The organism is Planctomycetaceae bacterium (assembly GCA_041398825.1).
GTDB lineage: Bacteria > Planctomycetota > Planctomycetia > Planctomycetales > Planctomycetaceae > F1-80-MAGs062.
Genome location: JAWKTX010000012.1, coordinates 104,892 through 129,076, shown reverse-complemented (window position 1 = coordinate 129,076; position 24,185 = coordinate 104,892). Strand labels below are relative to the sequence as shown.

The 24,185-nt window shown below is 54.5% G+C and carries 20 protein-coding genes; 8 read left to right on the top strand and 12 right to left on the bottom strand.

Annotated elements, in window-relative coordinates:
* The first annotated feature begins 116 nt into the window (after nt 1–116).
* The 3 genes from lpxC to R3C20_20375 all read left to right on the top strand — a co-directional run bounded on the left by lpxC (nt 117) and on the right by R3C20_20375 (nt 3,150).
* Nucleotides 117–1,034, top strand: coding sequence for a UDP-3-O-acyl-N-acetylglucosamine deacetylase (lpxC, locus tag R3C20_20385; protein MEZ6042866.1), 918 nt, complete (start codon nt 117–119; stop codon nt 1,032–1,034).
* Nucleotides 1,035–1,243: 209 nt separating this feature from the next.
* Nucleotides 1,244–2,107: an acyl-ACP--UDP-N-acetylglucosamine O-acyltransferase gene (lpxA, locus tag R3C20_20380; GenBank protein MEZ6042865.1), complete on the top strand. Its 864-nt coding sequence runs from the start codon at nt 1,244–1,246 to the stop codon at nt 2,105–2,107.
* Nucleotides 2,104–3,150 carry a Gfo/Idh/MocA family oxidoreductase gene (locus R3C20_20375; GenBank protein MEZ6042864.1) on the top strand — a complete coding sequence of 349 codons (1,047 nt, stop codon included), beginning with the start codon at nt 2,104–2,106 and terminating at the stop codon, nt 3,148–3,150. Before lpxA ends, R3C20_20375 begins: the two co-directional genes overlap by 4 nt.
* 168 nt (nt 3,151–3,318) lie before the next feature.
* Here the strand turns inward: R3C20_20375 and R3C20_20370 are convergent, their stop codons facing one another.
* From R3C20_20370 to R3C20_20350, 5 genes are all read right to left on the bottom strand, one after another.
* Nucleotides 3,319–4,239, bottom strand: a complete 921-nt coding sequence (locus tag R3C20_20370; protein ID MEZ6042863.1) for a TIM barrel protein — start codon at nt 4,237–4,239, stop codon at nt 3,319–3,321.
* 1,116 nt (nt 4,240–5,355) lie between these two features.
* Complete coding sequence (locus R3C20_20365; protein ID MEZ6042862.1) at nt 5,356–6,414, bottom strand: BON domain-containing protein; 1,059 nt, start codon at nt 6,412–6,414, stop codon at nt 5,356–5,358.
* Nucleotides 6,415–6,879: 465 nt separating this feature from the next.
* Nucleotides 6,880–8,025: a PDZ domain-containing protein gene (locus R3C20_20360; protein ID MEZ6042861.1), complete on the bottom strand. Its 1,146-nt coding sequence runs from the start codon at nt 8,023–8,025 to the stop codon at nt 6,880–6,882.
* A 142-nt stretch (nt 8,026–8,167) separates the two neighbouring features.
* Entirely contained in the window at nt 8,168–9,106 is a 939-nt protein-coding gene (locus tag R3C20_20355) for a hypothetical protein (protein MEZ6042860.1), read from the bottom strand.
* Entirely contained in the window at nt 9,097–9,633 is a 537-nt protein-coding gene (locus R3C20_20350; GenBank protein MEZ6042859.1) for a sigma-70 family RNA polymerase sigma factor, read from the bottom strand. The genes R3C20_20355 and R3C20_20350 overlap by 10 nt, the downstream gene beginning before the upstream one ends.
* A 139-nt stretch (nt 9,634–9,772) precedes the next feature.
* Here R3C20_20350 and R3C20_20345 point away from each other — a divergent pair, with 139 nt between their 5' ends.
* Nucleotides 9,773–10,183 (top strand): (deoxy)nucleoside triphosphate pyrophosphohydrolase, encoded by a 411-nt coding sequence (locus R3C20_20345; GenBank protein MEZ6042858.1) that lies wholly within the window; start codon nt 9,773–9,775, stop codon nt 10,181–10,183.
* Between the two features lie 118 nt (nt 10,184–10,301).
* Here R3C20_20345 and arfB read toward each other — a convergent pair whose 3' ends face one another.
* The 3 genes from arfB to R3C20_20330 all read right to left on the bottom strand — a co-directional run bounded on the left by arfB (nt 10,302) and on the right by R3C20_20330 (nt 13,011).
* On the bottom strand, nt 10,302–10,724 hold the full coding sequence (arfB, locus tag R3C20_20340; protein MEZ6042857.1) for an alternative ribosome rescue aminoacyl-tRNA hydrolase ArfB: 423 nt from the start codon (nt 10,722–10,724) through the stop codon (nt 10,302–10,304).
* A gap of 140 nt (nt 10,725–10,864) precedes the next feature.
* Nucleotides 10,865–12,367 (bottom strand): aldehyde dehydrogenase family protein, encoded by a 1,503-nt coding sequence (locus tag R3C20_20335; GenBank protein MEZ6042856.1) that lies wholly within the window; start codon nt 12,365–12,367, stop codon nt 10,865–10,867.
* A 227-nt stretch (nt 12,368–12,594) separates the two neighbouring features.
* Nucleotides 12,595–13,011 (bottom strand): hypothetical protein, encoded by a 417-nt coding sequence (locus tag R3C20_20330; GenBank protein ID MEZ6042855.1) that lies wholly within the window; start codon nt 13,009–13,011, stop codon nt 12,595–12,597.
* 337 nt (nt 13,012–13,348) lie between these two features.
* Here R3C20_20330 and R3C20_20325 point away from each other — a divergent pair, with 337 nt between their 5' ends.
* The 3 genes from R3C20_20325 (at nt 13,349) to R3C20_20315 (ending at nt 15,562) form a co-directional block, all read left to right on the top strand.
* Complete coding sequence (locus tag R3C20_20325; GenBank protein MEZ6042854.1) at nt 13,349–13,843, top strand: hypothetical protein; 495 nt, start codon at nt 13,349–13,351, stop codon at nt 13,841–13,843.
* The gene (locus tag R3C20_20320; GenBank protein ID MEZ6042853.1) at nt 13,797–14,555 is read left to right on the top strand and encodes a hypothetical protein; all 759 of its coding nucleotides are present in this window, start codon (nt 13,797–13,799) and stop codon (nt 14,553–14,555) included. Before R3C20_20325 ends, R3C20_20320 begins: the two co-directional genes overlap by 47 nt.
* 101 nt (nt 14,556–14,656) lie before the next feature.
* Nucleotides 14,657–15,562, top strand: a complete 906-nt coding sequence (locus R3C20_20315; GenBank protein ID MEZ6042852.1) for a DUF58 domain-containing protein — start codon at nt 14,657–14,659, stop codon at nt 15,560–15,562.
* A 233-nt stretch (nt 15,563–15,795) separates the two neighbouring features.
* Here the strand turns inward: R3C20_20315 and R3C20_20310 are convergent, their stop codons facing one another.
* From R3C20_20310 to R3C20_20295, 4 genes are all read right to left on the bottom strand, one after another.
* Nucleotides 15,796–16,440, bottom strand: coding sequence for a hypothetical protein (locus tag R3C20_20310; GenBank protein MEZ6042851.1), 645 nt, complete (start codon nt 16,438–16,440; stop codon nt 15,796–15,798).
* Nucleotides 16,441–16,688: 248 nt separating this feature from the next.
* Nucleotides 16,689–19,673 (bottom strand): serine/threonine-protein kinase, encoded by a 2,985-nt coding sequence (locus tag R3C20_20305; GenBank protein ID MEZ6042850.1) that lies wholly within the window; start codon nt 19,671–19,673, stop codon nt 16,689–16,691.
* A 229-nt stretch (nt 19,674–19,902) separates the two neighbouring features.
* The gene (locus R3C20_20300; protein ID MEZ6042849.1) at nt 19,903–20,607 is read right to left on the bottom strand and encodes a sigma-70 family RNA polymerase sigma factor; all 705 of its coding nucleotides are present in this window, start codon (nt 20,605–20,607) and stop codon (nt 19,903–19,905) included.
* A 339-nt stretch (nt 20,608–20,946) separates the two neighbouring features.
* On the bottom strand, nt 20,947–21,543 hold the full coding sequence (locus tag R3C20_20295) for a hypothetical protein (GenBank protein ID MEZ6042848.1): 597 nt from the start codon (nt 21,541–21,543) through the stop codon (nt 20,947–20,949).
* A 250-nt stretch (nt 21,544–21,793) separates the two neighbouring features.
* Here R3C20_20295 and R3C20_20290 point away from each other — a divergent pair, with 250 nt between their 5' ends.
* A complete protein-coding gene (locus tag R3C20_20290) occupies nt 21,794–24,163 on the top strand; it encodes a PSD1 and planctomycete cytochrome C domain-containing protein (GenBank protein ID MEZ6042847.1) in 2,370 nt (789 codons plus the stop codon).
* Nucleotides 24,164–24,185: the final 22 nt, after the last annotated feature.

The following is a 24,185-nucleotide window of genomic DNA, read 5'->3' as shown; positions in this document are numbered from 1 at the left end:
TGAATGCTCGTGGCCGAATTGGTCACGATCAACCTGCACTCCACCGGTAGCAGAACTCTGGTCTCTGCTGCCGGTTTGTGCGTACGTGAAATCTGCTTTGACTTGGGGGAAGTCATATGAATCAGACTCAATCAGCATTTCAGGACTCTGATTGCCTGCGACCGTCTTCGTTTCAACGCACACTGACAAGGTCGGCGACCATCACAGGGCCTGGTTTATTCCACGGCGTAGATTGCAAACTGGTTCTTCATCCTGCAGGCGAAAACACGGGAATTCGCTTCTGCCGAGTAGATCTGCCAGGAAAGCCCACCGTTGCAGCCCGCGTGGAAAACGTCACCTCTGCCACGCGCCGCACCGTGTTGTCGGCAAACGGCGCTACTGTTGAAACAACCGAGCATCTGATGGCCGCACTCGCCGGGCTTCAGGTTGATAACTGTCTGATTGAACTGAACGCACCGGAGGTTCCTGCTGTTGACGGATCCTGCCTGCCCTTCTGCGAAGTGATACTGGACGCCGGAATCTCTGATCAATCCGTGGCAAGGGCCCTGTATCAGGTTCCTGAAGCTCATGCCGCGGCCGGTGAGGGTGGTGAACGGCTTGAGATTACACCCCTGTTCGGAAACGAACTGGCCATCTGTTACCAACTGGACTACGGATGCGATTCTGCTGTACCAGGCGGCGCATTTTCGCTGACAGTCACACCAGAAGCGTTCCTGAACGAGATAGCCGCTGCTCGCACTTTCGTACTGGAAAAGGAAGTAGAAGCGCTTCGCCAGATGGGTTTTGGTCGTCATCTGACCGAAGCCGATATCGTTGTGTTCGCAGGGGACGGCACCATTCCGGGAAACAGTCTGCGTTGGCCGGATGAACCGGTTCGGCACAAGATTCTGGATTGCATTGGCGATCTTGCACTCTGCGGTTTTCCGTTTGCCGGGCAAATTATTGCGCGGAGGAGTGGTCATAAACTCAATCATGTCATGGCATCGATTGTGTCGATGATGTCGGGTAGAGGGATTTTGCGGCGAGCGGCCTAGTCGCTGCGGCCTCCTTTTTGAAAATGGGGCATTTTGGCTGTTTGGATTAGACTCGAATTGATCAGTGGACTCCTGGGTTGGTCCATTGCACACGAATACCAGGCTGGCCTAAACTGCTGCGATCCGGCGGAGCTGGATGGCGTCTCCCGGGGTGTTATTCCTCTGTGGCGGGATTATTGAACGGATTCTCAGAAGATCAGGATGATCACATGACGCAGATCTCTCCACTCTCTCAGGTTGACCCCAAAGCCCGGATTGGTCAGGACGTCCATATCGGCCCGTTCTGTGTTGTAGGACCCGACGTCACCATTGGTGATGGGTGCACTCTTCAAAGCAACGTGGTGCTCTACGGTCATACCACGATCGGGCAGAATAATCGATTCTGGCCTGGCTGTGTTATTGGCGGAGAGCCTCAGGACGTCAGCTACCACAATTCGACAACAGAGATTCATATTGGCGACAACAATCTGTTTCGCGAAGGCGTCACTGTAAATCGCGGCGCAGACAAGGAAGATGGCGTCACAAGAATCGGTAATAACAACATGTTCATGGCGAACAGCCATATCGCCCACAATTGTCGCATCTTCAACAATGTTATTCTGGTGAACGGTGTTTTGCTGGGCGGACATGTTCATGTGCACGACGGAGCGATCGTATCCGGGAACAGCGTTGTTCATCACTTTTCGACGGTGGGCCGGCTGAGCTTTGTCAGCGGTGGTTGCCGAGTGCCGCACGATATTCCGCCGTTCATGCTGGCGGCAGGAAGCGACAATCCGACACTGAAAACCATCAATGTCGTTGGAATGCGACGCGCTGGCATCTCTGAAAAAGCCATCGAGACCGTCCGTGAAGCATTTCGCCTGATCTACAAAAAGCATCGGCCCCTGACTGAAGTCAGAGAGTATTTCGATAACACTCTGCAGGAAACCATTCCGATTGAGCTATCGACTTTGCTGACATTCATCGAAAACCAGCGCAAGGGTAAACTCGGACGAGCTCGGGAAGCATTTCGAAATGCACCGTCTCAGGCAAACGAATCCCACAGAACTTCAGAAGAACGCGAAGCCGCATGAGCAAACTACGGATAGCCGTCATTGGTGTTGGCGCACTAGGTCAGCATCACGCACGAATTCTTTCTGCGTTCGACGATGTTCAGTTGACCGCAGTCGTGGATGCCAATCAGCAACAGGGTGAGAAGGTTGCATCCGAAAGAAATACGCAATGGTATCCGGACGCGACGTCTATCCTGGAAGAAGTTGATGCAGCCGTACTGGCTGTTCCAACAGTGCTTCACCACGACCTGGCCACTCAGTTCCTTCAGACCGGTGTCCCCCTCTTGATCGAAAAACCGCTGGCTGCATCGCTGGAAGAAGCCGAACGCATTCATCGAATTGCCACACTCCGCCGTGTGACGTGCCAGGTTGGACACGTTGAACGCTTCAATCCCGCCTTTCAGGTGCTGCAACAGAAGGTTACGAATCCGCTGCACATCCGATGCACACGCGTCAGTCCGTACACATTCCGTTCGACCGATATCGGCGTTGTTCACGACCTGATGATCCACGACATCGATCTGGTACTTGCCCTGACGGGAGATACGGTGGAAACCGTGGAATCGTTCGGTGCTGTAACATTCGGGCCGCATGAAGATATGGCTGTCGCACGGCTGAGGACTCGCGGCGGCGTGATCGCTGATCTCACAACCAGCCGCATGAATCCCACGGCTGAACGCAGCATCCAGGTCTGGTCTGCAGACGGATACTTCACTGCTGATCTGCAGACGCGCAGAGTCAGCAGTTGGCAAGCTGCAGGTCAGTTCCGCAGCAATCCTGCTCTTGTCCATGCAATCGCGGCGTCGACAGCGGATCCCCGTACGCTGAAGGACCAGGTCTTTTCGGAATGGATGCAACACGAAGAGATTCAGGCTTCCGACACGGATGCCCTGACCGCAGAACTGCGGGAGTTCGTTGATTGCGTCCGAAACAAGACCACACCCACTGTGTCTTCCCGACAGGCCGTGCAGGCCATGTCCGTCGCAGAACAAGTTGTCGCAGGCCTGAAGCTGTGGAATTATCAAACTGGCCAGTCGTCCTCCACGCGTTCACGTGCTGCGTAACTTCAACGATTCCTGGAAGACGTCCGATGGCACGGCAGCGTCTAAGTTCGCCGCCGCCGGATGCAAATTCCTTCGCCACCGAATCTTTCTCGATTGATCAGGAAGAGACCTCAATGCGAGATCTCTTCGAGCGTCATTTGAATAGCCACGTCCGGATGCCATCTGTGATCAGACATCGCAAACGCTGGCAGCGTGGCGCAGAGCAAGAACCGGGTCGTCCCATGTGGGGATGAATTCCTGACAGACGAATCCGTTGTAGCCGGTTTCCAGAATGGCCTTCATAATAGCCGGATAGTTAATTTCCTGATTCTCATCCAGTTCACAGCGGCCCGGGTTTCCGGCAGTGTGATAGTGCCCGATGTAGTCGTGGTACATTTTCAGGCGACGAATGACATCCCCGTTCATGATCTGCACGTGGTAGATATCGAACAGCAATTTGAAGTGGGGCGAATTCATTTCGCGAACAAGTCTTACGCAGCGTTCGACATCATCTCCAAAGTAGCCGGGGTGCCCCTTCATGGGATGCGTATTGTCGCGACTGTTGAGGTGTTCGAGGACCAGCGTCACCTCCTTTTTTTCTGCGTAATCGATGGCCTTGCGCCAGCAAGCCAGGCAGTTGGCTTCGGCAACGTCATCCGGCATTCCATCGACGCGCATGCCGGTGAAGGTTATGACCACTGGCCGGCCGAATTCAGCAGACGTGTCGATTGATGACTTTAGCTTTGCAATACATTCATCGTGATTCGCCGGATCCGCAGGTCCCGTCCCGAATCCGTGACTGCTGACCATCGAAATTTTAAGTCCTGCCTGAACAGCTGTGGGATAAGCCGACGTCGGAATTCCCTCAATTCCCTCGATACCAATGGCAACGGCGTGGCGGATGAGATCTTCTGCTGGCATTGGCTTGAAGCACCAACCCATCACCGCCTGGCGGATGCGCCGATTCTGAATCCGGAAATCTTCCGGCACCGCGTCTCGTGACTTCTGTGACGGCGCTCCCTGCGTTTCCAAACCACCCATCGCAGCAGCTCCTGCGACACCGAGAGAGGAGATCATTGACCGTCGAGAGATCGAGGAGTTTCGTGTCATGCGAATGGACCTTCACTCAGACATCGGGAAAGGAAACATACCGGGGGCTCAACGCATTGACGGACTTGCCCTCGGGCATTGTAACAAGGCGGGCGACCATGCCCATCGACCATGCCCATCGCACACGGATACGAAACAAGCGTTCGGAGTCACTCTGGATGGGGTCATCCGGTCGAAGGCTTCGATTTCTTGTCCTCCAAACGCATTCGAAAAAGATGGGACGGGCATCGGTCAATCCGTGGCGGTCCCAGCTGCCACAATGAAATGAAAAGGACGCTGAATTGAATAGGACGCCGGCGGATTCGGTATGCGCCTGCACAATCGGACGACGACTTCAATCACTGCCGCTGTGAGCCAATTCGGGCGAAGCCTTGGTGTGGATCGTTTGAGCAAGAGCCTGATGAAGTCCTGACGAAGCAATTTGCACCACGGAAGGGATTGGCCATCTCCGGTGTTGTGTCGGACGATCGGAGGCAGCCGATGGAAGTTCCAGTCCCATTCGCACCAACGAAGTCTGGCAATGACCTCGGTGCAGCGAGCCGAACCATGCCCGGCCATCACATCCCCTGCGCGTCCCACCAAACGGCGATCCGGCGTACTGCAGAATGTCAAACCCTAACCTAACTTAGCAGCCCGTTGAAGAATGGGACTGGCTCGAGCAGGAGACCTGAAAACACGATGGTTTCCAGTCGTCCTGCGTGCCTGGCTCAATGCCGAAAGTTTCGAGCAGCATGGATAGTCGGCCGAAGGATGTTGAGCTACGGGAGTGAACGCTGGAACGACGGCCGCGCCCGCAGCGACGAAGGAGCATCGTCAGGCGGAACCGGATGCTCCATTTCAAGTCACTGAATGCCATTCCGTCGGACGCCGTCTGAAACACTGGGAAATCAACAGTCTGAAAAGTGCTTGACGGGCGAAACACCAGTGAATCGTGCGGACTGCCTCATGTAATGAGGAGCCACATTGGTGTCGCGTGGCCCCTGCATTTCAGGAGAACAGCGGAAGGCTCGAAAATACAAGCAGCGGTTACCTTGACCTGCTGAATAAGAAAAGCTCGCCAGTAACCTTGGCAGGTCAATGGCGAGCTTCGTCGTGATCAGATGGTATCGGGCCGGATTACCAGCTCTTTGGATTCAGGATCCAGTACCATTTGTCTTTCTCTTTGTTGAAGTTCAGCTGCCAGTAGCCGTCGTCCCATTCCAGTGATACTTCACGCCACCCCATTGGAACTTGTGGGTATGGATAGAATGGACCGATGTAAGGCCACGCACTTGCACTGTACTGAGTCGGGTAGCTGACCGCTGCCGAGTTCGGGTATTGTGCATAGGCTGGCCATGCATGTCCCGGAAGTTGTGGATTGGTGTAGCTCGCAGGAGATGCACCCATCGGTGATGGCATCATTCCAGGAGACATACCAGGCTGCATCATGCCGACCGGCATCATACCGGGCTGTGGCATCATACCTGGTTGTGGCATCATCGCTGGATTGAATGACGTCTGCTGGATGGGATTTACCTGTAACTGGTTGTTGACAGATTTCACACCAGAGACGCGGGAAACCGCATCTGATGCGGCCTGTCGCTGACCAACAGTGGCCACGTTTCCACTCAACGTGGCAACGCCCTCGTTGTAGCGAATTTCCACGTCGTAGCCGACCAGTCCGGCCTGCGACAATGCAGCACCGATCTGTTCAGCGACCTGCTGATTTCCAGGAGCCGGTGCCGAGGACTCATGGTTGACTCGCTGCACACCGCGGCCGGTCTGCAGAGATGTATCCCATGACGCGTGCTGTACTGTTGCCGGTTCGACAGCAGCAGAAGCCTGCTGAACGTTGCCCTGTGGGACAAATTTCAGGTTATTCTGGACCTGTTTGACACCGGCCACACTTCCGGCTGCCTTGCTGGCAAGGGCTCGGTGGCTGGCATTACGAACTTTGCCGTTGATTGTGGCGACGCCGTCGCGGACTTCGATGTCAACATCGTAGCCGTCAAGCTGAGCCCCACGCAGGGCACGTGCCACGTCTTCCGCAATCGCCTGATTGCGAGACTGGGTGGATGCACCGGCAACAGACGCAGATGGGCGTGATGCTGTGCCGGGGAATCCGTCTGCGTTGACGACAGCAGGACTTGCTGCCATCACACCCAGAGCGAGTAACCATTTTCCGTACTTTCGCATGAAAGCTCTCCTCCGTGAGATACCTTCCGTTCCGGACCGCACTCGAACTGCTGGGAGGCCGTCCCGGGGGATCATGAATTGGGGTTGAATTCGCAAAGGTTGACTTGTTCTGTCGTTACAGAGGAATCCGGCACCTTTCCGAATTCCGGCCGCCCCCACGCGCTTTGCCTCTGAGAACTCTCGAAAGAGTGTCTTCAGCATTTCTGCGCAAAGGAACAACACAACAACTTCATCGGACGCAGGATACCGTTTGGATAAACCTTTCTGGTTATTTGTCTGGTATCGGTCGAAACGCAGGCACTGGTTATTTGTATTGCGCCTGGATACCTATGTTCAGCATTCTGCTTTTCAGCGTGCTCACCAAAAAAAGGCTCTGCCATCCATGGATGACAAAGCCTTAGGTACGACCGCGTAGGCATTTCGAATATCGTACTTTCCAGCAGATTCTGCCGGTGAAGTCGCTGCCTATTTCTGTACTTCGAGCTGCTTGACGCGTTCCTCGAGCAACTTGTTGGCACGTTCCAGTTCAGCAATCCGGTCGTTCAGCATGTCCCGTTCCTTGCTCGAAACGCTGAACGATTTCTCACGAGCCGCCTGAGCGGCTTCCATTGCATCCGCCACAAGCTTTTCCATGTCTTCTGCGCTCATGGACTTGTTCACAGCGATGCCCGGAGAGAAACGATGAATCTGACCGTTTCCGAAGAGTCCCCTCAGCCGCTGAAAATCCTTTAGCTCGCCGGGCGGCACGGCAGTTTCCACGTCAAACCAATGACCTTCGGATGGTGTTCCACCCATTACGATTATGTTCCCTGGCTTCATCTTTTTCGGTGACAGCGAAAGATTCAGGGTTTCGCCATCGTGGATCAGGTGGATTTCGATCTCATTCCCTTCAGATTCCTTGATGACCTGCTGCAGGTCTTTCGGTTCCTTGAGTTCGACGGCAGCCGCTTTAATCAGGATGTCTCCTTCCTTCAGACCGGCTGCTTCCGCTGGCGATTCCGGAACCACGGATTCGACCACCAGACCTACGTCCCCGATCTTTAGATGGCGTCGGACGATCTCAGGAGCAGAATCACAGTGGATGCCAATCATGAAACGTTCCTGGGTTTCAGCAGTTTGAATCTCAATCCGCTGGTTTCGATCCCCGGGTTTGACGTCGAATATCTGCATGTCCGTGTCATTGTCTTCGCCCATGTCATATTCCGTCGTGCGGCCATCCGGCGTCGTAATGACAATCTTGCCGGAGAATTTTCTTACGGTTTTTTTATCGCTGTCGGCCGGTTGTTTCGCGTCCGTCTCCTCGGGGGGGGCTTCATCCTGATCTTCCGCGAAACCAAAATTCAGTCGTGAAGTTGTCACATGGGTTTCTTTGGTTTTTCCGTCGCCATCCGACTCCACAACGCGTATGGTGATCTTTCCGGTATTTTCCTGACTGTTGTCTCCCGATCTATCGTCGCCGGGGCCATCGACCCGCGCAAAGACAACCTCTTCAGTCACTGTGGCTGTTTCGGGGGAGTCAACAACTGTTTCGTCGGCAAACAGCCCTGCTGCACCAGCCGGGATCAGCAGGATATTCAGGCACCAGAATGCCCGGGATTTACGGAATTTCATAAAGCGTCTCCTTATGCGATTGTTCGATCGTCTCTGTGGCAATGAGTAAGAATGCAGACATCCCGGCTTACAGGACCGATCACCCGAGAAAACAGATGTCGTAATATCGACCCCAACATGAAATAGACCATGTGGGTTTGACCTATTGAACGCGTCGGCTGATGTTTCCATCCGGAACGATAAACAGAATATCCTTCTGATCGTCACCCGGGATTCGGATTAGCTGATAAGAATCACCGCCGGACGAGGCGGAACCGTTGATTGGCACATCTTGTGAAGATCGTGGTGCCAGGAAACCTCGCCCCCATTCGCGCGGGTCGTTGACAATGGGCAATTCCACACCCTGACCATCTTCACCCGGAACCCACTTCATGGTGTAACCAGGCTGGCTCGACAGGCTGCCTTCGCCGACCAGTTGCCCGGACTGGCTGATTCCCGGAATTGTTGCTGACTTCAAATTGCCCGTATCTCGATTTGCAACCTGACGTGAACCCTGACCCGCAAAGTCCGGTACCAGCAAACCCGTGACAAATGCAATGGCTCCACAAAGCGACAATGACACGATGGGGTGCGACCACCAATGTCGAGCTGTCTGACGCAGTCGACTCTGGCTCGGAAAAGTACTGATTCCGCCTGTTGCGTCGACAGATCCTCCGGCATCCACGTTCGAATGGTTGTTGGATTCAGCAGGTCTGGATGGTGACAGGTTCGGCAGATTTCGCTGGCCCGATGCATCGCGAGAAAGAATCAGGCCACTCAGTCGCGCGCCTGGGTCGGTTGAAGATTCGGGCGGTTTACGTCCCCGAATCGCGTGCTGGAACAGGCGATCCTCCAGAAATCCGCATGCCAGGGTCTTCCATCCCTGCGGGACACTTTCCAGTCTTGACATCATTTCACGCGTTTCAGCAGAAGTGAGTTCATCATCAACGCACCGCTGAATCATCCGTGAAATCGACTTCTGCCCATCGTCATCCAACTCACCGGCCGCTGAGCATCTCTCCCGAATCTCAGGCGAGACACGCCTGGCTGAAGCGGTGCTGCCGTGGTTGAGGTTCTTATTTTTTGGGTCATCTATGGACATTCGCTGCCCCCTTCTCCCATTTGCGTCAGGACACATCGAAGGTTCTTGCGAGCCTTCGTTAATCGATACTCAATGGTGTCCTCCTTGACTCCAAGCAGGTCCGCCAGTTCCCGGTAGGACCAGTTATCTTCGTATTTCAGCATCAGGATTTGCCGGTCGAGTTCCGTCAACTGATCCAGAGCGTCTCGAACATTCTGCTGAGTTTCCGCAGCAATGACTCTTTGCTCCGGCGTCGCGATCGAGCGATCCACAACGGGTGAAGCAAAACCCTCATTCAAACGGTCCTGCAGTTTGCGTTTGCGTCCAGTCGTTCTTCGGTACATCAGCACCTGTCGAACGGCAACCTGGTACAACCAGGCCCCGACACGATTGACCTCATCCAGCATCTGTTTCTGGCGAACTATCGCCATCGCAATATTCTGCATAACGTCGTCCACCGCCTCGGGTTCGCGCAGGCGACTGCGCACAATCGTGCGCAGCCACGATTCGTTTTCAAGAAAAACTGATTGGGGTGTGGCACAGGTCAATGTTGCCGATTCCGATCAAGCCTCTGATTTCGTTCCGCAAACTCAGGTGAATTCACATGCCCGAATGGTTGCCGTGGGGCATCATTTCCGACAAGAATTTCCACCGAAATCCACGAAATCTTACGGGAACAACTCTGAAATGACCTCCATGACCCGGATTGGCATCGCCGTCGTTGAATCCGCAGGACTTGTCCTGGTGGGGCGAAGGCCGGAAGGCTTGCCGCTGGCCGGCTTTTCCGAGTTTCCCGGAGGAAAGTGCGAGTCGGATGAAACGCCTCGATCCTGTGCGGTGCGCGAATGCCGCGAAGAAACCGGACTACTCGTAATTCCCCGCGAGCATTTGGCCACTGTCGAGCACTCTTATGCCCACGGGGACGTCCAACTGCACTTTTGGCGATGCGTCCTCAGTCCCGGGCTGCCCGACAACGCTCGCCCGACGCCTCCATTCCGCTGGGCGACCTACGACGAGCTTCGCACATTAAATTTTCCAGAGGCCAACAGGACCGTTCTGGACGCGATGCTGAATCCCCTGCGTTCCGAAAATCCCTGAGCCGCCTCAACTTCCGAGACCTTTTCAAGCCGGTCGCAACGCGCGCTGCCCAAACCGGATGATACACCACCGGCAACACCAGGGCAGCCGGATGAATCGGTCCTGTTTGGTCAGGCCGTCAGTCATTGATTGATGGACGCCGGCGGCCCTGTTTCCGTTCGGAATTTGCCTTCTTCTCCGACAGCCGCCTCTGTTTTGCCCCGCGGGTTGGTTTCGTTGCTCTTCGCTGCGTAGGAGCTATCGCGACACTCAGTATCAGGTCACGCAGTTTCGACAGGCAGTCGGCAACATTGCGGCCTTGATCGCGGTAACGCTGGCTGGAAATCACCAGGATCCCTTCTTTTGTTAGTCGCCGCGCATATGCAGCAAGAAAACGTTCCCGCACTGCCTCCGGAAGCTGAACAGATCGGGAAGCATCCCACTGCATGATGGCTTTGGAATTGACTTTATTGACGTTTTGTCCGCCGGGGCCACTGCTTCGCGCGAATGAAAAGCTGAACTCGGTATCGGGGATAGAAATCGTTTCGTTCACATACAACATGGCTCAATCCGGTTCAGAACATGTCTCTGAATAAAAAAGGCAGGCCTTTCGCCTGGTGGAATCATGGAATGATTCCGCCAGAACGTGTCAGGCCTGCCGGTTCGCTGGTCAGCAGATCAGTCGATCACCCGCTCAGGACGCTAAAGCGGACGAACAACAGAGATCGGCCGCAGGTAGTCATTCAGAGTATCAGGGCTGACAACGCCGCCGCCCATACCGCTCTTTCCGACCCCCGCATAAGGAACCCCATGGACGACAACATTGTGTGCATTGATCCAGCCGTTGCCGGATTCAAATGCTTCCGCGACTCGGGCACAGCGAGCAAGGTCATTCGACCAGACACTGTTACCAAGTCCATAATCCGTATTGTTGGCCATAAAGATGGCTTCTTCTTCAGTGGTGTAAGGTGCCAGGTAGGCCACCGGCCCAAAGATCTCTTCACGTGCGGCCACATTGTCCAGCGATCCTGCCAGCAATGCGGGTTTTACATAGAAGCCGTTTTTCCCCGGGACGGTTGCTTCTCCGCCTTCCAGGATCAGATCGGCTCCGCCTGCGACCCCCTTCTGCAGATAGCCAAGGACACGCGCTTTCTGTTTCGCGTTCACCAGGGGCCCCATTTGAGTCGAAGAATCGAGCGGATAGCCGATCTGCACGGACTTCATCCGAGTAATGCATTCTTCGACGAAGTCTTCGTAGATGTCTTTTTGAATGAGCCATCGAGTTGCGTCGCAGCAAACCTGTCCACTGTGAAAGGTGATTGCCTTGACCAGCTTGTCCGCGGTTTCCGGAATATCAACATCGTTGAAAACGACCGCAGCCCCTTTGCCACCCAATTCACACTTGATCGGCACCAGATTACGACCGCACGCTTCAGCCACCATCCGTCCGACCTCAGGCGACCCTGTGAAACTCATACGGCGGAATTTCGGGTTCTGAGAGACGGCTGCCCCGGCTGTTTCTCCCAGACCCGTGACAACGTTCAGCACGCCTGCCGGAAGTAATTCCTGTTCCTGAAGTACGTGGCACAAATACAGTGCTGACAGTGGAGTATCTTCGGCAGGCTTCAGCACACAGGTGTTGCCCGCGGCAAGCGCTGGGCCGATTCCCCAGCCAGCCAAAAGAAATGGGAAGTTCCAGGGGATAATGAAACCGCATGGCCCCCACGGATGTCGAGCAATCCAGGCTTCGTGATGTTTGACTGCCAGCACGCTGCGATAATTGACCGAAACAGCCAGGTCCGCGAAATATCGGAATGTGTCCACGAAATTCTGGATGTCGTCAACCGCCTGTGCGTACACCTTGCCGCAGTCCAGTGATTCAATCTGCGCAAACTCGTGCAGTCGATCCTCAACGGCATCGGCAACACGGTGCAGAATGGCTGATCGCTCATTGACCGGCATCTTTGCCCAGCCACTGTTCCTGAACGCTTCCGAGGCCGCATCTACCGCCTGATCGACATCGTCTTTTTTCAGGCTGGCAACCGTTGCAATCTTTTCACCGGTGCCGGGATCCAGCACGTCGAAAGTGCTGCCGTCCGCGGCTTCAACCCACCGTCCACCAACATAAGCTTTGTGCAGGTCTTTCCCGAGAAAAGCTTTCACCTGTGGGCACAATTCTGAAGACGTTTCGACGGTCATCGACATAACCAGGCTCCTTTGATTCGCGGACTGAGATCGGTCACAAGAAGTCATGCCAACTGTGTTGGCAAACTCCTGATGCTCCCATGGAACATGACTCGCTGTCGCTCGATAATACCCAGCATGCCTGCGGTTGGAAACCGACAGAGGAATCCTGAAGTCAGCGAATCCGCAGACCACACCGCTGCTCTTCAACACCAGTGTCATCCTGAACGCATTCCGTGGGGAGCTTCTCAGGGGATATTGTGACGCTTTCTGAACCGCAGGTAAAAAGCCAGAAGGAACGATGGCACCGAAAAGCCAATCGCCAGAGGCAGGCAAAGATGGAACTGCGCGTACTGCCAGCTTTTGACAAACGCTGCCGTCAGGTCACCGCAGACAACCGATAGCAGGCAGCACAACGGGGCAACCAACAAATCCCGCGTGAAACAACTTGCCACAATGGCCCCGGCCCCTGCCGTACAGAGCATTGGCCAGGCCCCGAAAGATGTTGCAAGAACCACTTCATCCAGATACGTGTAGCTGACGGCGGCAATAATGAACACCCAAAGCATCGCCAGGGCAAGCCGCCGTCGAACCGGGAGGCCTCGAACGCTTTCCACGGAAACGGCCTGGTCGACAGGCGGCGCGTAGGGGTTGAAGTCTTCCATCGGTCATTGTCCCATCGCGATACGCCCGCTGCGTGAAAGCCCGCCCTATCCCGACTTTTGCATCCGCCGTCATCTTTTGATTCGCTGCACCTGCGATGGTAGCGGAGGTTCATCAGAATTACGAATCTGCTGACACGGCCGGGGGCCAGCTTGTGCGGCTGCGTTGATCTTCCGATGGCAGGCTCAGTTTTGCTGGAACACCCTTTGCCCGCATCCATTGTTGGCGTCTTGTGGAATTTCGGCTGCTTTGGTGTTAACGTAGGGAGGTGATGTGAACGTGGGGTAAACGCAACATCACAACCGTGGCAGTTGTCGAAAGGCTTGAACGGTAAGTGGAATGAACACGCAGGAAGAGAATTCGAACAACCCGACGCCCGATGAATTTGCCAGCCAGCTGATTCTGGCCATTTACGACTCTCGGCCAGACCTGAACCCCCGCTACGACAAAGAAGAATTTCGAATCATTGACGACAGCGAAAACCGTCAGACCAATTTGACGAATGTCTATCAGGAGCACTGCCGACTGGATGCCTCCGATCGACCTTCGCACCTGAAAATGCTGGCCGCGATATTCGCTGACGCCGGTGGGGATATTGCCGAAACGTACGAAGAAGCGCGCGAACACCTTCGCCCGAAAATCTGGAACCGTGCGACGTTCGAGGAAATGGAACTGCATCGCCGTATCAAAGGTGGCGTTCAAAGGTGCGAGATTCCTTTGTGCCCGCTGGGCGAACACTTGTACTCATCCATTGTTTACGACTTACCAACCGCCATGCTCGGTTTCGATGACAGACCTCGAACGCTGGGGCGTGACGATTTATCAGGCGATTGAAGATGCCTGCCAGAATCTCGAAGAAGCGCCGTCAACGATTGGGAAGATTGGCGATGGTCTGTACATGGCCATTACCGGAGACAACTACGATTCTGCTCGCGTTCTTCTGATTGAGCGACTGCAGTCGCTGGAAGTGCAGGGAGATTTAATTGCCATCGTTCCCCAGCGCGACCGTTTAATGTTTTGCGGCAGCGACGACGTCGAAAGCATGAGCCTCATGCTTGATATGACGACCGAAGCACTGAAGGACGAAATTCGACCGCTGTCTCCGATACCGCTTCGGTTGGTCGATGGCGAATGGGTCGACTGGATGCCCGACGAAGACCATCCTTTGTTCAATCGATTTGCAGAAATGCGGAACTGGTTTCTGGGATCACTTTACGCGGCTCAGAAAGAGCTACTCGAAAAACTCTACGAGCAACAAAACGATGACGTTTTTGTGGCATCGTTTTCCGGTATTCGGCAGAAAGACACCAACAAAGTGCTGTCGTATTGCGTGTGGGGAGAAGGTGTCGATTCGCTTCTTCCGGAAACTGATCTGGTGATGCTGCCCACAGAAACAGACCTTGCCGCCATGGGAGAATGGTCCACTGTTCGTATCGCTGCGGGAGCATTGATTCAGCCGGTGCCGGATCTTTACCCTCGCCGCTATCGCGTTCGGGAGTTTCCTTCTCAGTTGCAACTGGAAGAGATCGGTAAGATCTCGCTTTAAAAATTTCGCTCTGATTCATTGCGATTCCGCCTGGCCGGGGATGCAAACATTGAACTTCCCGGCCGTCTGACACATTCCTGTTATCACCGATCGCGTCGCCGATGAATTCTGCATCGACTGTTATCAAGCCTGATGACCTTGGCCGTTTCGGCAATCTGCAGCTGCTGGCACGCCAGGTCGTTGAGGGGTTTTGTTCGGGATTACACCGTTCGCCACACAAGGGATTCAGCGTCGAATTTCGCGAACATCGTTCGTATGTTCCGGGAGATGACATTCGTTCCATCGACTGGAAGCTTTTTGGCAAGACCGATCGGCTTTACATTCGGGAATACGAAGAAGACACAAACCTTCGTTGCACGATCCTGTTGGATTCCAGTGGTTCAATGGCTTACTGCGGTTCACGCAGTCAGGGGATCAGTAAACATGAGTATGCTGTCCGAACAGCAGCATGTCTGGCATACCTGATGCTTAATCAGCAGGACAGCGTGGGCCTGGTGACATTCGATACCGAAGTTCGAAAATACATCCCCCCACGCGCACGACCTCGCCATCTGCATGCCATTGTGCAGGAACTGCAATCGCAGAAACCCGCATCAGAAACAGAGCTTGGCGACGTTTTTCATCAGATGGTGTCACGACTGCATCGGCGAAGCCTGCTTGTGGTGATTTCGGACCTTTTTGGTGATGTCGATCAATTGATGAAATCTCTCGCACATTTTCGACACGCCAACCACGAGATCGTGCTGTTTCAGATTCTGGATCCTGACGAACTGGATTTTCCATTTCGACAATGGACACAGTTTGCCTCACTCGAAAATGCTGCCGCCCGACATCTGGTTGACCCCGCTCAGATCCGGCAGGCCTATCTGAAGAAACTGGCAGAATACCGCGACCAGCTTACCAGAGGTTGCAATCGGCATCGCATTAATCTCGTGCCTATGACAACAGATCAGCCGCATGCGGACGCTCTGGCCGCATGGCTTGCCCTGCGGCGCGGAAAGGGATGAAATCACATTCCGACTGCGTCCGCTCCCTCCGCGTTTGAACCGTCGCGGGCCAGTCCCGGCCTTTTCTGAATCGATTCAGTGTCACTCGCCATTCAGTGTCACCTGTCATTCACTCGCCATTCAATGGCACCGTCGATTCGGAATGGCTGCCGATTCAAATGATGGATCCAGCTGGTTTCTTCTGACAATTCCGAGCGACACGGGATCGTTTCTTCGCGCGGCGGACCAGTTGTTCACCGGCCGTACTTTCGCGTGGGTGAAGCAGACTGCAGCTCGAAAGAATCAAGAAATGCCGTGCTCTGCGCACTTCGGACGAATTCGGGTTCACCAACAGAAGCGATTTGATAGAAGCGATCATCGGCAATCAGCATTCGCACGCGATATTCGCCCCGTGCCGCAGGGATGCTCACAAGAAATTCACGGACGAATGTTCCATCTGAAAGCGATGTGTCCGTTGTCTTCAAAACCTGACCATCAAGTGCTTTCAGCAATCCGTCCCGCGCGGCATTCAGCTGAAGCAGGAGGTCCCGTTTTGAAACAACTCGGTCCGAATGAGGCTGATGCGAAACCATTTGGATGCCTTTGGGCAATTCTGCGATCAACTGGACCTGTTCGACGTCATTGCCGAGATCCTCCACGTCACGTCGAGGTGGTGAGGAAAAGTTGATTCTGAAGCTGCCGTCACTCGATCGAAAGCTTTTGGAGTTTTTTTCGCCACTCGTGACTGCAGACGCGGAAGAACTTTTCGTCTGGCTGCAGACCGTTATGCCTGTCTGTGCCAGAGCGGAATTCTGAGCAATTGCGGTGGTGCAAAGAACGAAGGCACCGATGGCTGCATGACGAGCGAGGAACGAGAAACACGATTTGCAAAATATCATTTCAATCTCCTGACTGGATTCGGGACCGACTCAACCAGAGTCAATCCTTGAAACGCAGTCCGCCGCCGGCACCGGACACAATCGACAAAAAAATCATGACGGTGGTATCGTTCCACAAACAGTCCGCCCGAACGGATTCTGTCGGAGCCAATTCAACACCCGAGGCGCGGCTGCGAATTCGAGTGTTCGGCGTTGTGCCGGGCAGTCTTGCCAGCGCGCCACCGGGCCAGATGATTCAGCCTGACGAACTACTCGACCGGGGCATGGTCTATGCCGAATTCCTGACGGAAGGCGGGGCTTTGTCGCAGGGCCGCGAATTCAGAAAATCGAACGTAAATCAGCTGATCGGATCCGGGGCTCTCGAGGAGTTCTTTTAACGTCGCGATGCATTTGAGCTCGACAGCCTTCTGTTTCTCCGGACTGGCTCCGGACTCACTGAGGTTGCTGAAGTACTTCGCGTAGCACAAGGCAAGGTTGCTGGACAACATGGCCGCGATTTCCGGTCGTTCAGCATTCTTCCAATCGGCGTTCAGCCGTTCTTCATTCGTCTCGAATGGTTCGTTGTTCCCTTCCATCAGTGCCCGCCAAACCTGATCGCTGAGGGAACCGGCAGCAACATCTTCAGCTGCCGCTTTGCTCTCTAGTCCAGCCATACCGGCCAGAGTTTCTGTCAGATAGTCGAGCGTTGCATGGATACTGCGAGTGTTATACTGATCAATGATTGGATCCAGTTGTTCCGTTGCGCGGCGAAACGAATTCGTGGCTTCCTTCAGCTCATTCCGGCGTACCTGAACACTTCCGACCATCAGCCATCCCTGCATCACGGCATATGCCTGAATCGCGTAGGTTGGCCCGCCGAGTCGCATACCTTCCAGCGTTTCTTCAATCTGTTTCCGTGCGTGCATTTCTGCTTCGTCGTATTGATCGAGCGCCAGGCGGCAGTCGGCCATCACATCATGCATGGTCCCGAGTCGCAAATGGAATCCAGGTCGGTTGGGTTCGACGGTGGCCAGACGACTGTAGACCCTTATCGCGATCTCAAGACTTTCAATGGCTTCTGCGTATTCAGCAAAACCAAACTTCAACTGTCCCTGAAAACGCTTCAGACTGCTGTAACGTCGCTGCATTTGCACATCCTCGGTTTGCGTCGGATTTTGTCGTTCCAGCAATTTGAGGCTTGTGGCCACTTCATGATCTGCTTCGTGCATCTGACCAAGATTGATGTGTTCCTGAATGATACTCAGGTTCAGATCAATCAGCTGATTCTGAATTCTGACGTCCTCCGGGTGCTGTTCGATAAGCTTCCGGCACAGATCCTGCGCCTGCTGGCGAATCTTCAGCGCCGTCAAATTGTCCTGATTCACAGCCGCCGCGCTGGCCCGCTGTGTATGTGCCTGAACCACGATATTCAGCAGGTCTTTATCTTCTGGTGTCGCGACAAGCAGAGAGTTAGCGAGAGTCAGAGTGCGATCGGCCCAGTTGCTGACTTCATCAAACTTCGCCGCGCGCACGTAATACTGCGCCAGGTTCGAATAATTTTGAGCCCGCTGTTTCTGGCCGTGTTGTGACGTCAGAGTCTCAGCCACTTCAATCGACTTCAGATAAATCACTTCCGCGTCTTCGTTGCGGCCCTGCTGAGTCAGGATGTAACCATAACGCGTCAGAGCTGTCGCAAGTGTGATACGCGTATCCTCCTCATCCCCGGCTTCTTCCATGATCTTTTTCAGGCCTTCAATGGCCGACTGAAGTACCTCTCCCCGAGCTTCAACGCTGGCTTCTCGTTTCTCCAGGTCATCATGAACGTTGTACACCAGATCATTCATCGCCTTGACAGCAACGTCGCGTTGCTGCTCTGCCAGGGTCAGTGCATTCTGTGTGTCTGTCAGTGCCTTTGAAACACGTCGTTGTGAAGCGACCGCGACGATGGCCACGGCCAGAAGCGACGTCGAGATCACCGCGATCACGGTGGATGTTGCAGGATGCCGTCGAATCCATTTCAGAGTTCGCTGCAATCGTCCAATCGGTCTTGCCAGAATGGGAATACCGCTTCGAAGGCGATCCAGCTCCTCATGAACTTCGTCCGCCGAGGCGTAGCGTCTGGCAGCGTCTTTCTCCAGGCACTTCTGACAGATGGTCTCCAGGTCCAGTGGCAGCGACGCATTCAAACGCGTGAGCGGCACGACATCGTTGGTCAGAACCTGGTGAAGAATCTCCCACGGTGTGGCCGCCTGAAAGGGAGGCCGACCGCTGAGCAGTTCATACAGCACTGCTCCAAGAGCGTACACATCGGCGCGTGCATCCACCTGTTCTCCCCGCGCTTGTTCCGGAGGCATGTAGGCTGGCGTACCCATCACGTCACCTGTGACATGCACGGTCTCGTCCGAATTCAGATGTCTGGCCAGACCAAAATCGCAGACGTGCGGAAGTCCTCTGGCGTCCAGCAGGATATTTCCCGGTTTCAGATCGCGATGAATGATGCCCTTTTGGTGCGCGAAGCGAACAGCATCCGAAACCTGCAGCATCAGATCAATGGCCGCTTTGGGCGGCATCGGCCCCGCCTTTAACTGCTGGGCCAGCGAACCGCCGTCAATGAATTCCATCACCAGAAACGGTGTTCCATGCATTTCCCCCACCTGAAACACCTGAACGATGTTGGGATGAACCAGGGACGCGGCCGCTTCGGCCTCTCGAAGCAATTGGCGCGAACGTACCGGATCCGCGCTGTGAGAAATATCCAGAACCTTAACTGCAACGATCCGCTTCAGTTTGTTGTCGATTGCACGATAGGCCACTCCACTGCCGCCGCGTCCGGCAACATTCAGTATTTCGAAGCCCGAAATCTTTGGCAGCTGACCGGGGCTCGAAAGCAGGACCGTGCCACTCTCGCTGGCGTTTCGAGGCAGCTCTTCGTAAGTGACCGCAAATTCCTCGGTTACCTTTCCGGTTTCGGATGGCAGATCCTGCAGCAAAGCACGGTGGACCTGAAACTGCCGAACGATGGATTCGGCAAGGTGCGGAAAACGATCGGTGTATTCTTCCGACGCCGGCTTCTCACCAACATCCTCTCGCAGCAGCACTTCACTGTAAATCAGATCAAGGAGCGTATCGTCCTGTGCGGCCAGCCATGCGAACCGCTGGATGATTTCTTCGATTCGGACGTGCCTTCCGAGTTGCCACTCATCCTGCTGCCATAGGATCAACTCGTCTCGATTGTGAATCTCAAATTCTTGCATCTTTGATCACTTGATGTTTGAACGACTCACCGCTGTCGCGAGTCTTCTCCGGAATGCTCATAGATTGGGGCTGAGACGCACCACACGCCGCAACTTCGATTTCAGTTCGATCCGTAAAGAAATGCTCTCTTCGGTCGCTCTATCACGGGAAAGCGCGATCTGGGCGCCCCCCCTGTGACAACTGAACGAAGTTCAGACTTCCGTCAGGACAGCATTTTTCAGGTTTTGATCATTTATCATCGCCGGTTGCGACATTCAGTTCTTCACGAACTCTTTGCAGGGCACGCTCCAGTCGCTTGCGAACGGTATCCGGGGATTCGCCAAGGTCGCGAGCAATCTCGTCCCAGGACTGCCCTGAGTTCCGGCGATCCGCGAGGTTTAATTCCTCCGGGCTCAAACGCGAACGAATTTCCGACAACATCTCTTTGGCGACTGCAGCTGTCCTCGGCCCGGCCGTATCGGCAATCAGTTCGCCTGGATCCGCGCCGTCAATGAGATCGCCGCCCCCTGAACGTTTCGCTGCTGTCTGTTTGCGATGTTCATCGATGATACGATTGCGAGTCATTGTTGTCAGCAGGACCAGGAGTTGCTCAGGGCGCTCCAGGTCGAACGAGCCATCCGTCGCACTTCGAAAGAAACGTCCGAAAACCGACTGGCAGATGTCGATGGAATCCACAATCCGTCTCAGTTTCGGATCCGTCAGACGCAACCGTGCCGCTCGACGAATCTCCGGCTCATACTCGCGGACGAGTCGCATGGCGGCCTCCTGATCACCACTCCTGGTTCTCGCCATCAGGTCAGCAAATTCTGCGTCGCTGAGCATAATATTGTCCCGAGTAAAATGATGTCTCCGGATGGCGTCCCCTTTGGCCCGCAGCACTTGCCCCTGAAGAACAATCAATGAACAACAAATCCCACCAGTAATGAGACTCACGTTCAAGCTCAATTCGCTCTCACAGCCCATTTCGTGAGTTCTGCCCCCGGAGCCAGCCGAACACGCTGATACAACCGGCCATTTCAGCAACGCTTTGCCAGCAAAATACAGTGTCAACGAAGCGAATCGCAGCTTCCGGGTGCCCAATTTCGCCGAAAACTGCCATGACGGCAGCAGCCTCTCGATTGCTTACGTGACGTCACTGAGTGTTTTCAACCAGAAACGTGTCCGTCAGACTCTGTACCACTCTCTGCGGTCATTACTGGTCGAAACCCGACATCCGAAGGAAAACGCTGCGGCCCTCCGGCCTGTCGGGGACAATCTGCTCGCGACGCCGGATTAACTTCGATCCGCCGATGCCGGATTCGGAAAAGCGCGTCCTGAATCTCGCCGCAGTTTATACCACTGCCAGAACAGTGGAAGGTAGTACACGGCTCCCAGAATGTGGGCCGGGATTCCAATCAGGACAGAGACGATTAAAAAATTCAAACGTCCCGCAAAGATTGCAGCGATCCAGATCATCCACAGCAGTACACCGAACAACAGCAACAGACGCAGCCTTCCTGTGCTTTTGTAAAAAACATGCTGCCATCGGACAGGATCGACGTTGGCCGCGACAGTAGCTCGTATCTTCTCTGAAAACAGCTCCAGAACACGGAAAACAAAGAACCACATCAACAGTGCAACTGACAGGAAGAAGCCGATATGGAAAGCGACGACAATGACAGCCGCTGAATTCGGCAGTCGGGAGACCCAGGCGGCACTCAGTGCGATATCGTTCATCACCGCTGGAATTAACAGCACCAGCGTCCATCGAACCGCAGCATGAGCCTGTTGTCTGGGATCCGCCGGTTGATGATCCGCGCCTTTTCGGCGATCAAGATCGATCATCAACGGTCGAAAAGGATTCTCGTCGCAGGTCTCGTCAGGTCGCATGTTTCAAACTACCAGTGCCTCGATCGTTCCGTTGCGTTTTTCAGAACACGCTTGATTTGAATGCTGCGATTCGTCCGAGTGTAACGAAATCACCCAGAATTTGCTCGATTCTGTGTCGACTTCTTTTCGCCGATTGCATTCGAGGCGATGTCGTTCAAAATGAACGGCTCCAACCGATTCGATTTCCCGCCCCATCAGAGACCGCGGAATTATGTCAACAGGCCCCGGATGTTCCTGCAGTTTGCAGCTTTTGAATCAGATAATTTTGCTCGCAGGAATCTTAGTTTCGAACTCTGCCGACTCCGTCTTTGCGCAGGACTCGCGGCCTCTTGACTACAGCCGTGACGTTCGGCCCATACTATCGGACAAATGTTTTCGTTGTCATGGCCCCGACGAAACACACCGTGAGGCTGGACTTCGCCTGGATACGAGGGACGGTGCCATCGCCGCAATCTCCGGGGGACGCGCCATTGTTCCCGGCAACACGGATGACAGCGAAGTACTCACACGTATCCTGACCGACGACGCTGATTTAAAGATGCCGCCGGCCAGTACGAATAAGTCGCTCACGAAACAGGAAATCGCAGTCCTGACCAGATGGATCGAGCAGGGCGCGGGTTACAACGACCACTGGGCGTTCCGTGAAGTCGTCCAACCGGAGGTGCCCGTATTCGATCTCCCATTGCCAATGGTCGTTCGCAATCCAATCGATGCGTTCGTCTATCAGGAATTGCTGCATCATCAGATTCAGCCTTCGCCGGCTGCTGAAAAACATACTCTGATTCGGAGAGTCTACCTGGACGTCATTGGGTTGACGCCTTCCATTGAAGATCTCGAACTCTTCCTGAACGATGAATCGCCGGATGCGTATCGCACTATGGTTGATCGCGCGCTGGCCAGTCCGCATTACGGCGAACGATGGGGGCGTCACTGGCTGGATCACGCTCGTTACGCCGACACCCACGGATACACCGTAGACGGAAATCGCACTATCTGGCCTTACCGAGACTGGGTGATCGCAGCGTTCAATAACGACATGCCCTTCGATCAGTTTACCATTGAACAGATTGCCGGTGACCTTCTGCCCGAACCGACACGTTCGCAACTGGTGGCCACAGGATTCCATCGTAACACGCTGGTCAATCAGGAAGGCGGTACTGACGCTGAACAATTTCGCAACGAAGCCGTCGTCGATCGTGTTAATACAACCGGCGCTGTCTGGCTGGGCCTGACTGTTGGCTGCGCGCAATGCCATACGCACAAGTATGACCCGATAACACAGCACGAATACTACCAGCTGTTTGCATTCTTTAATCAGGGCAAAGACGTAAACAGTACGTCGCCTGTGCTGTCGCTACCCACGGATGAGCAAACCGCAGAACTGCAGATGCTGGATTCAGAAATGGCTGAAATCAGGAAGCACATCGCCGCCATTGATCTGCAGCTCAGGAACGGTGAAACCATCGAAGCTTCGACCCGTGACCAACTGAATCAGGACAGGATGGTATGGGACGAAAAACAAAAAACGGCAGACGCTGCACGGAAAAAAGTTCTGAGTGCGATTCCTCAAACCATGATCATGGGGGATGTGGATCGGCCTCGAGAAACACACGTTCTGATTCGAGGTGATTTTCTGCGGCACGGCGATGTGGTTCATGCAGACACTCCCCGCGCGCTGTCCGGAATGGCCCCGAAAGAATCGCCTCGCAATCGACTGGATCTGGCGAAGTGGCTGGTCAGCCGCAGCAATCCTTTGACCGCACGGGTCACGATGAATCGCATGTGGGCGAGATACTTCGGGCAGGGGCTGGTCGAAACTGAAAACGACTTTGGGTTTCAGGGAACCCCGCCAACTCACCCCGAATTGCTCGACTGGCTGGCCGCAGAATTTATGGATGCAGGCTGGTCGATGAAGCACATGCATCGATTGATTCTGAATTCCGCAACCTATCGTCAGTCTTCGATCGCACGGCCGGATCTGTCAACGGTCGATCCACTGAACAAACTTCTGGCACGGCAGTCGCGCCTTCGGGTTGATGCGGAAGTAGTGAGAGATCTTGGCTTAGCCGTCAGTGGTTTGCTCAACGAAACCATCGGCGGTCCCAGCGTTTTCCCTCCTCAACCAGACGGTGTTTACGCATTCACACAGCGCAATGCAGGCTGGCCGACCAGCAAGAACGAAGATCGGTTTCGGCGGGGCATGTACACGTTTTTTATGCGAAGCGCGCCCTATCCGATGTTAACCACGTTCGACACGCCTCGATTTAACACCACATGTACGATGCGGGTCCGTTCGAATACGCCGCTTCAGTCGCTCACCATGGCGAACGACCAGGCGATGACGGAAATGGCATTGGCTCTCAGCAAACGCATTTTCGCAGCGGCGGACAACGATCGCGATCGCATCATCCGGGCGTGGCGGCTGTGTTTCTCGCGAACTCCACAGCCGAATGAGCTGAAGCGTTTACAGGATTACGCGCTGCAGCAACGCCTTCTGATGGGAAATGGAGCTCGGTCGGTCGAAGATCCGCCGAAAAATCCGGAGGAACAGGAATTACGAATCTGGTTTCTGATTGCGCGGACGTTGATGAATCTGGACGAATTCATCGTCCGCGAATGATGAGTCGTTTGTGGTTGCCCCG

Coding starts and splice junctions, on each gene's coding strand:
- lpxC (MEZ6042866.1), top strand. CDS start 117: ATGAATCAGACTCAATCAGCATTTCAGGACTCTGATTGCCTGCGACCG.
- lpxA (MEZ6042865.1), top strand. CDS start 1,244: ATGACGCAGATCTCTCCACTCTCTCAGGTTGACCCCAAAGCCCGGATT.
- R3C20_20375 (MEZ6042864.1), top strand. CDS start 2,104: ATGAGCAAACTACGGATAGCCGTCATTGGTGTTGGCGCACTAGGTCAG.
- R3C20_20370 (MEZ6042863.1), bottom strand. CDS start 4,239: ATGACACGAAACTCCTCGATCTCTCGACGGTCAATGATCTCCTCTCTC.
- R3C20_20365 (MEZ6042862.1), bottom strand. CDS start 6,414: ATGCGAAAGTACGGAAAATGGTTACTCGCTCTGGGTGTGATGGCAGCA.
- R3C20_20360 (MEZ6042861.1), bottom strand. CDS start 8,025: ATGAAATTCCGTAAATCCCGGGCATTCTGGTGCCTGAATATCCTGCTG.
- R3C20_20355 (MEZ6042860.1), bottom strand. CDS start 9,106: ATGTCCATAGATGACCCAAAAAATAAGAACCTCAACCACGGCAGCACC.
- R3C20_20345 (MEZ6042858.1), top strand. CDS start 9,773: ATGACCTCCATGACCCGGATTGGCATCGCCGTCGTTGAATCCGCAGGA.
- arfB (MEZ6042857.1), bottom strand. CDS start 10,724: ATGTTGTATGTGAACGAAACGATTTCTATCCCCGATACCGAGTTCAGC.
- R3C20_20335 (MEZ6042856.1), bottom strand. CDS start 12,367: ATGTCGATGACCGTCGAAACGTCTTCAGAATTGTGCCCACAGGTGAAA.
- R3C20_20330 (MEZ6042855.1), bottom strand. CDS start 13,011: ATGGAAGACTTCAACCCCTACGCGCCGCCTGTCGACCAGGCCGTTTCC.
- R3C20_20325 (MEZ6042854.1), top strand. CDS start 13,349: ATGAACACGCAGGAAGAGAATTCGAACAACCCGACGCCCGATGAATTT.
- R3C20_20320 (MEZ6042853.1), top strand. CDS start 13,797: ATGACAGACCTCGAACGCTGGGGCGTGACGATTTATCAGGCGATTGAA.
- R3C20_20315 (MEZ6042852.1), top strand. CDS start 14,657: ATGAATTCTGCATCGACTGTTATCAAGCCTGATGACCTTGGCCGTTTC.
- R3C20_20310 (MEZ6042851.1), bottom strand. CDS start 16,440: ATGATATTTTGCAAATCGTGTTTCTCGTTCCTCGCTCGTCATGCAGCC.
- R3C20_20305 (MEZ6042850.1), bottom strand. CDS start 19,673: ATGCAAGAATTTGAGATTCACAATCGAGACGAGTTGATCCTATGGCAG.
- R3C20_20295 (MEZ6042848.1), bottom strand. CDS start 21,543: ATGCGACCTGACGAGACCTGCGACGAGAATCCTTTTCGACCGTTGATG.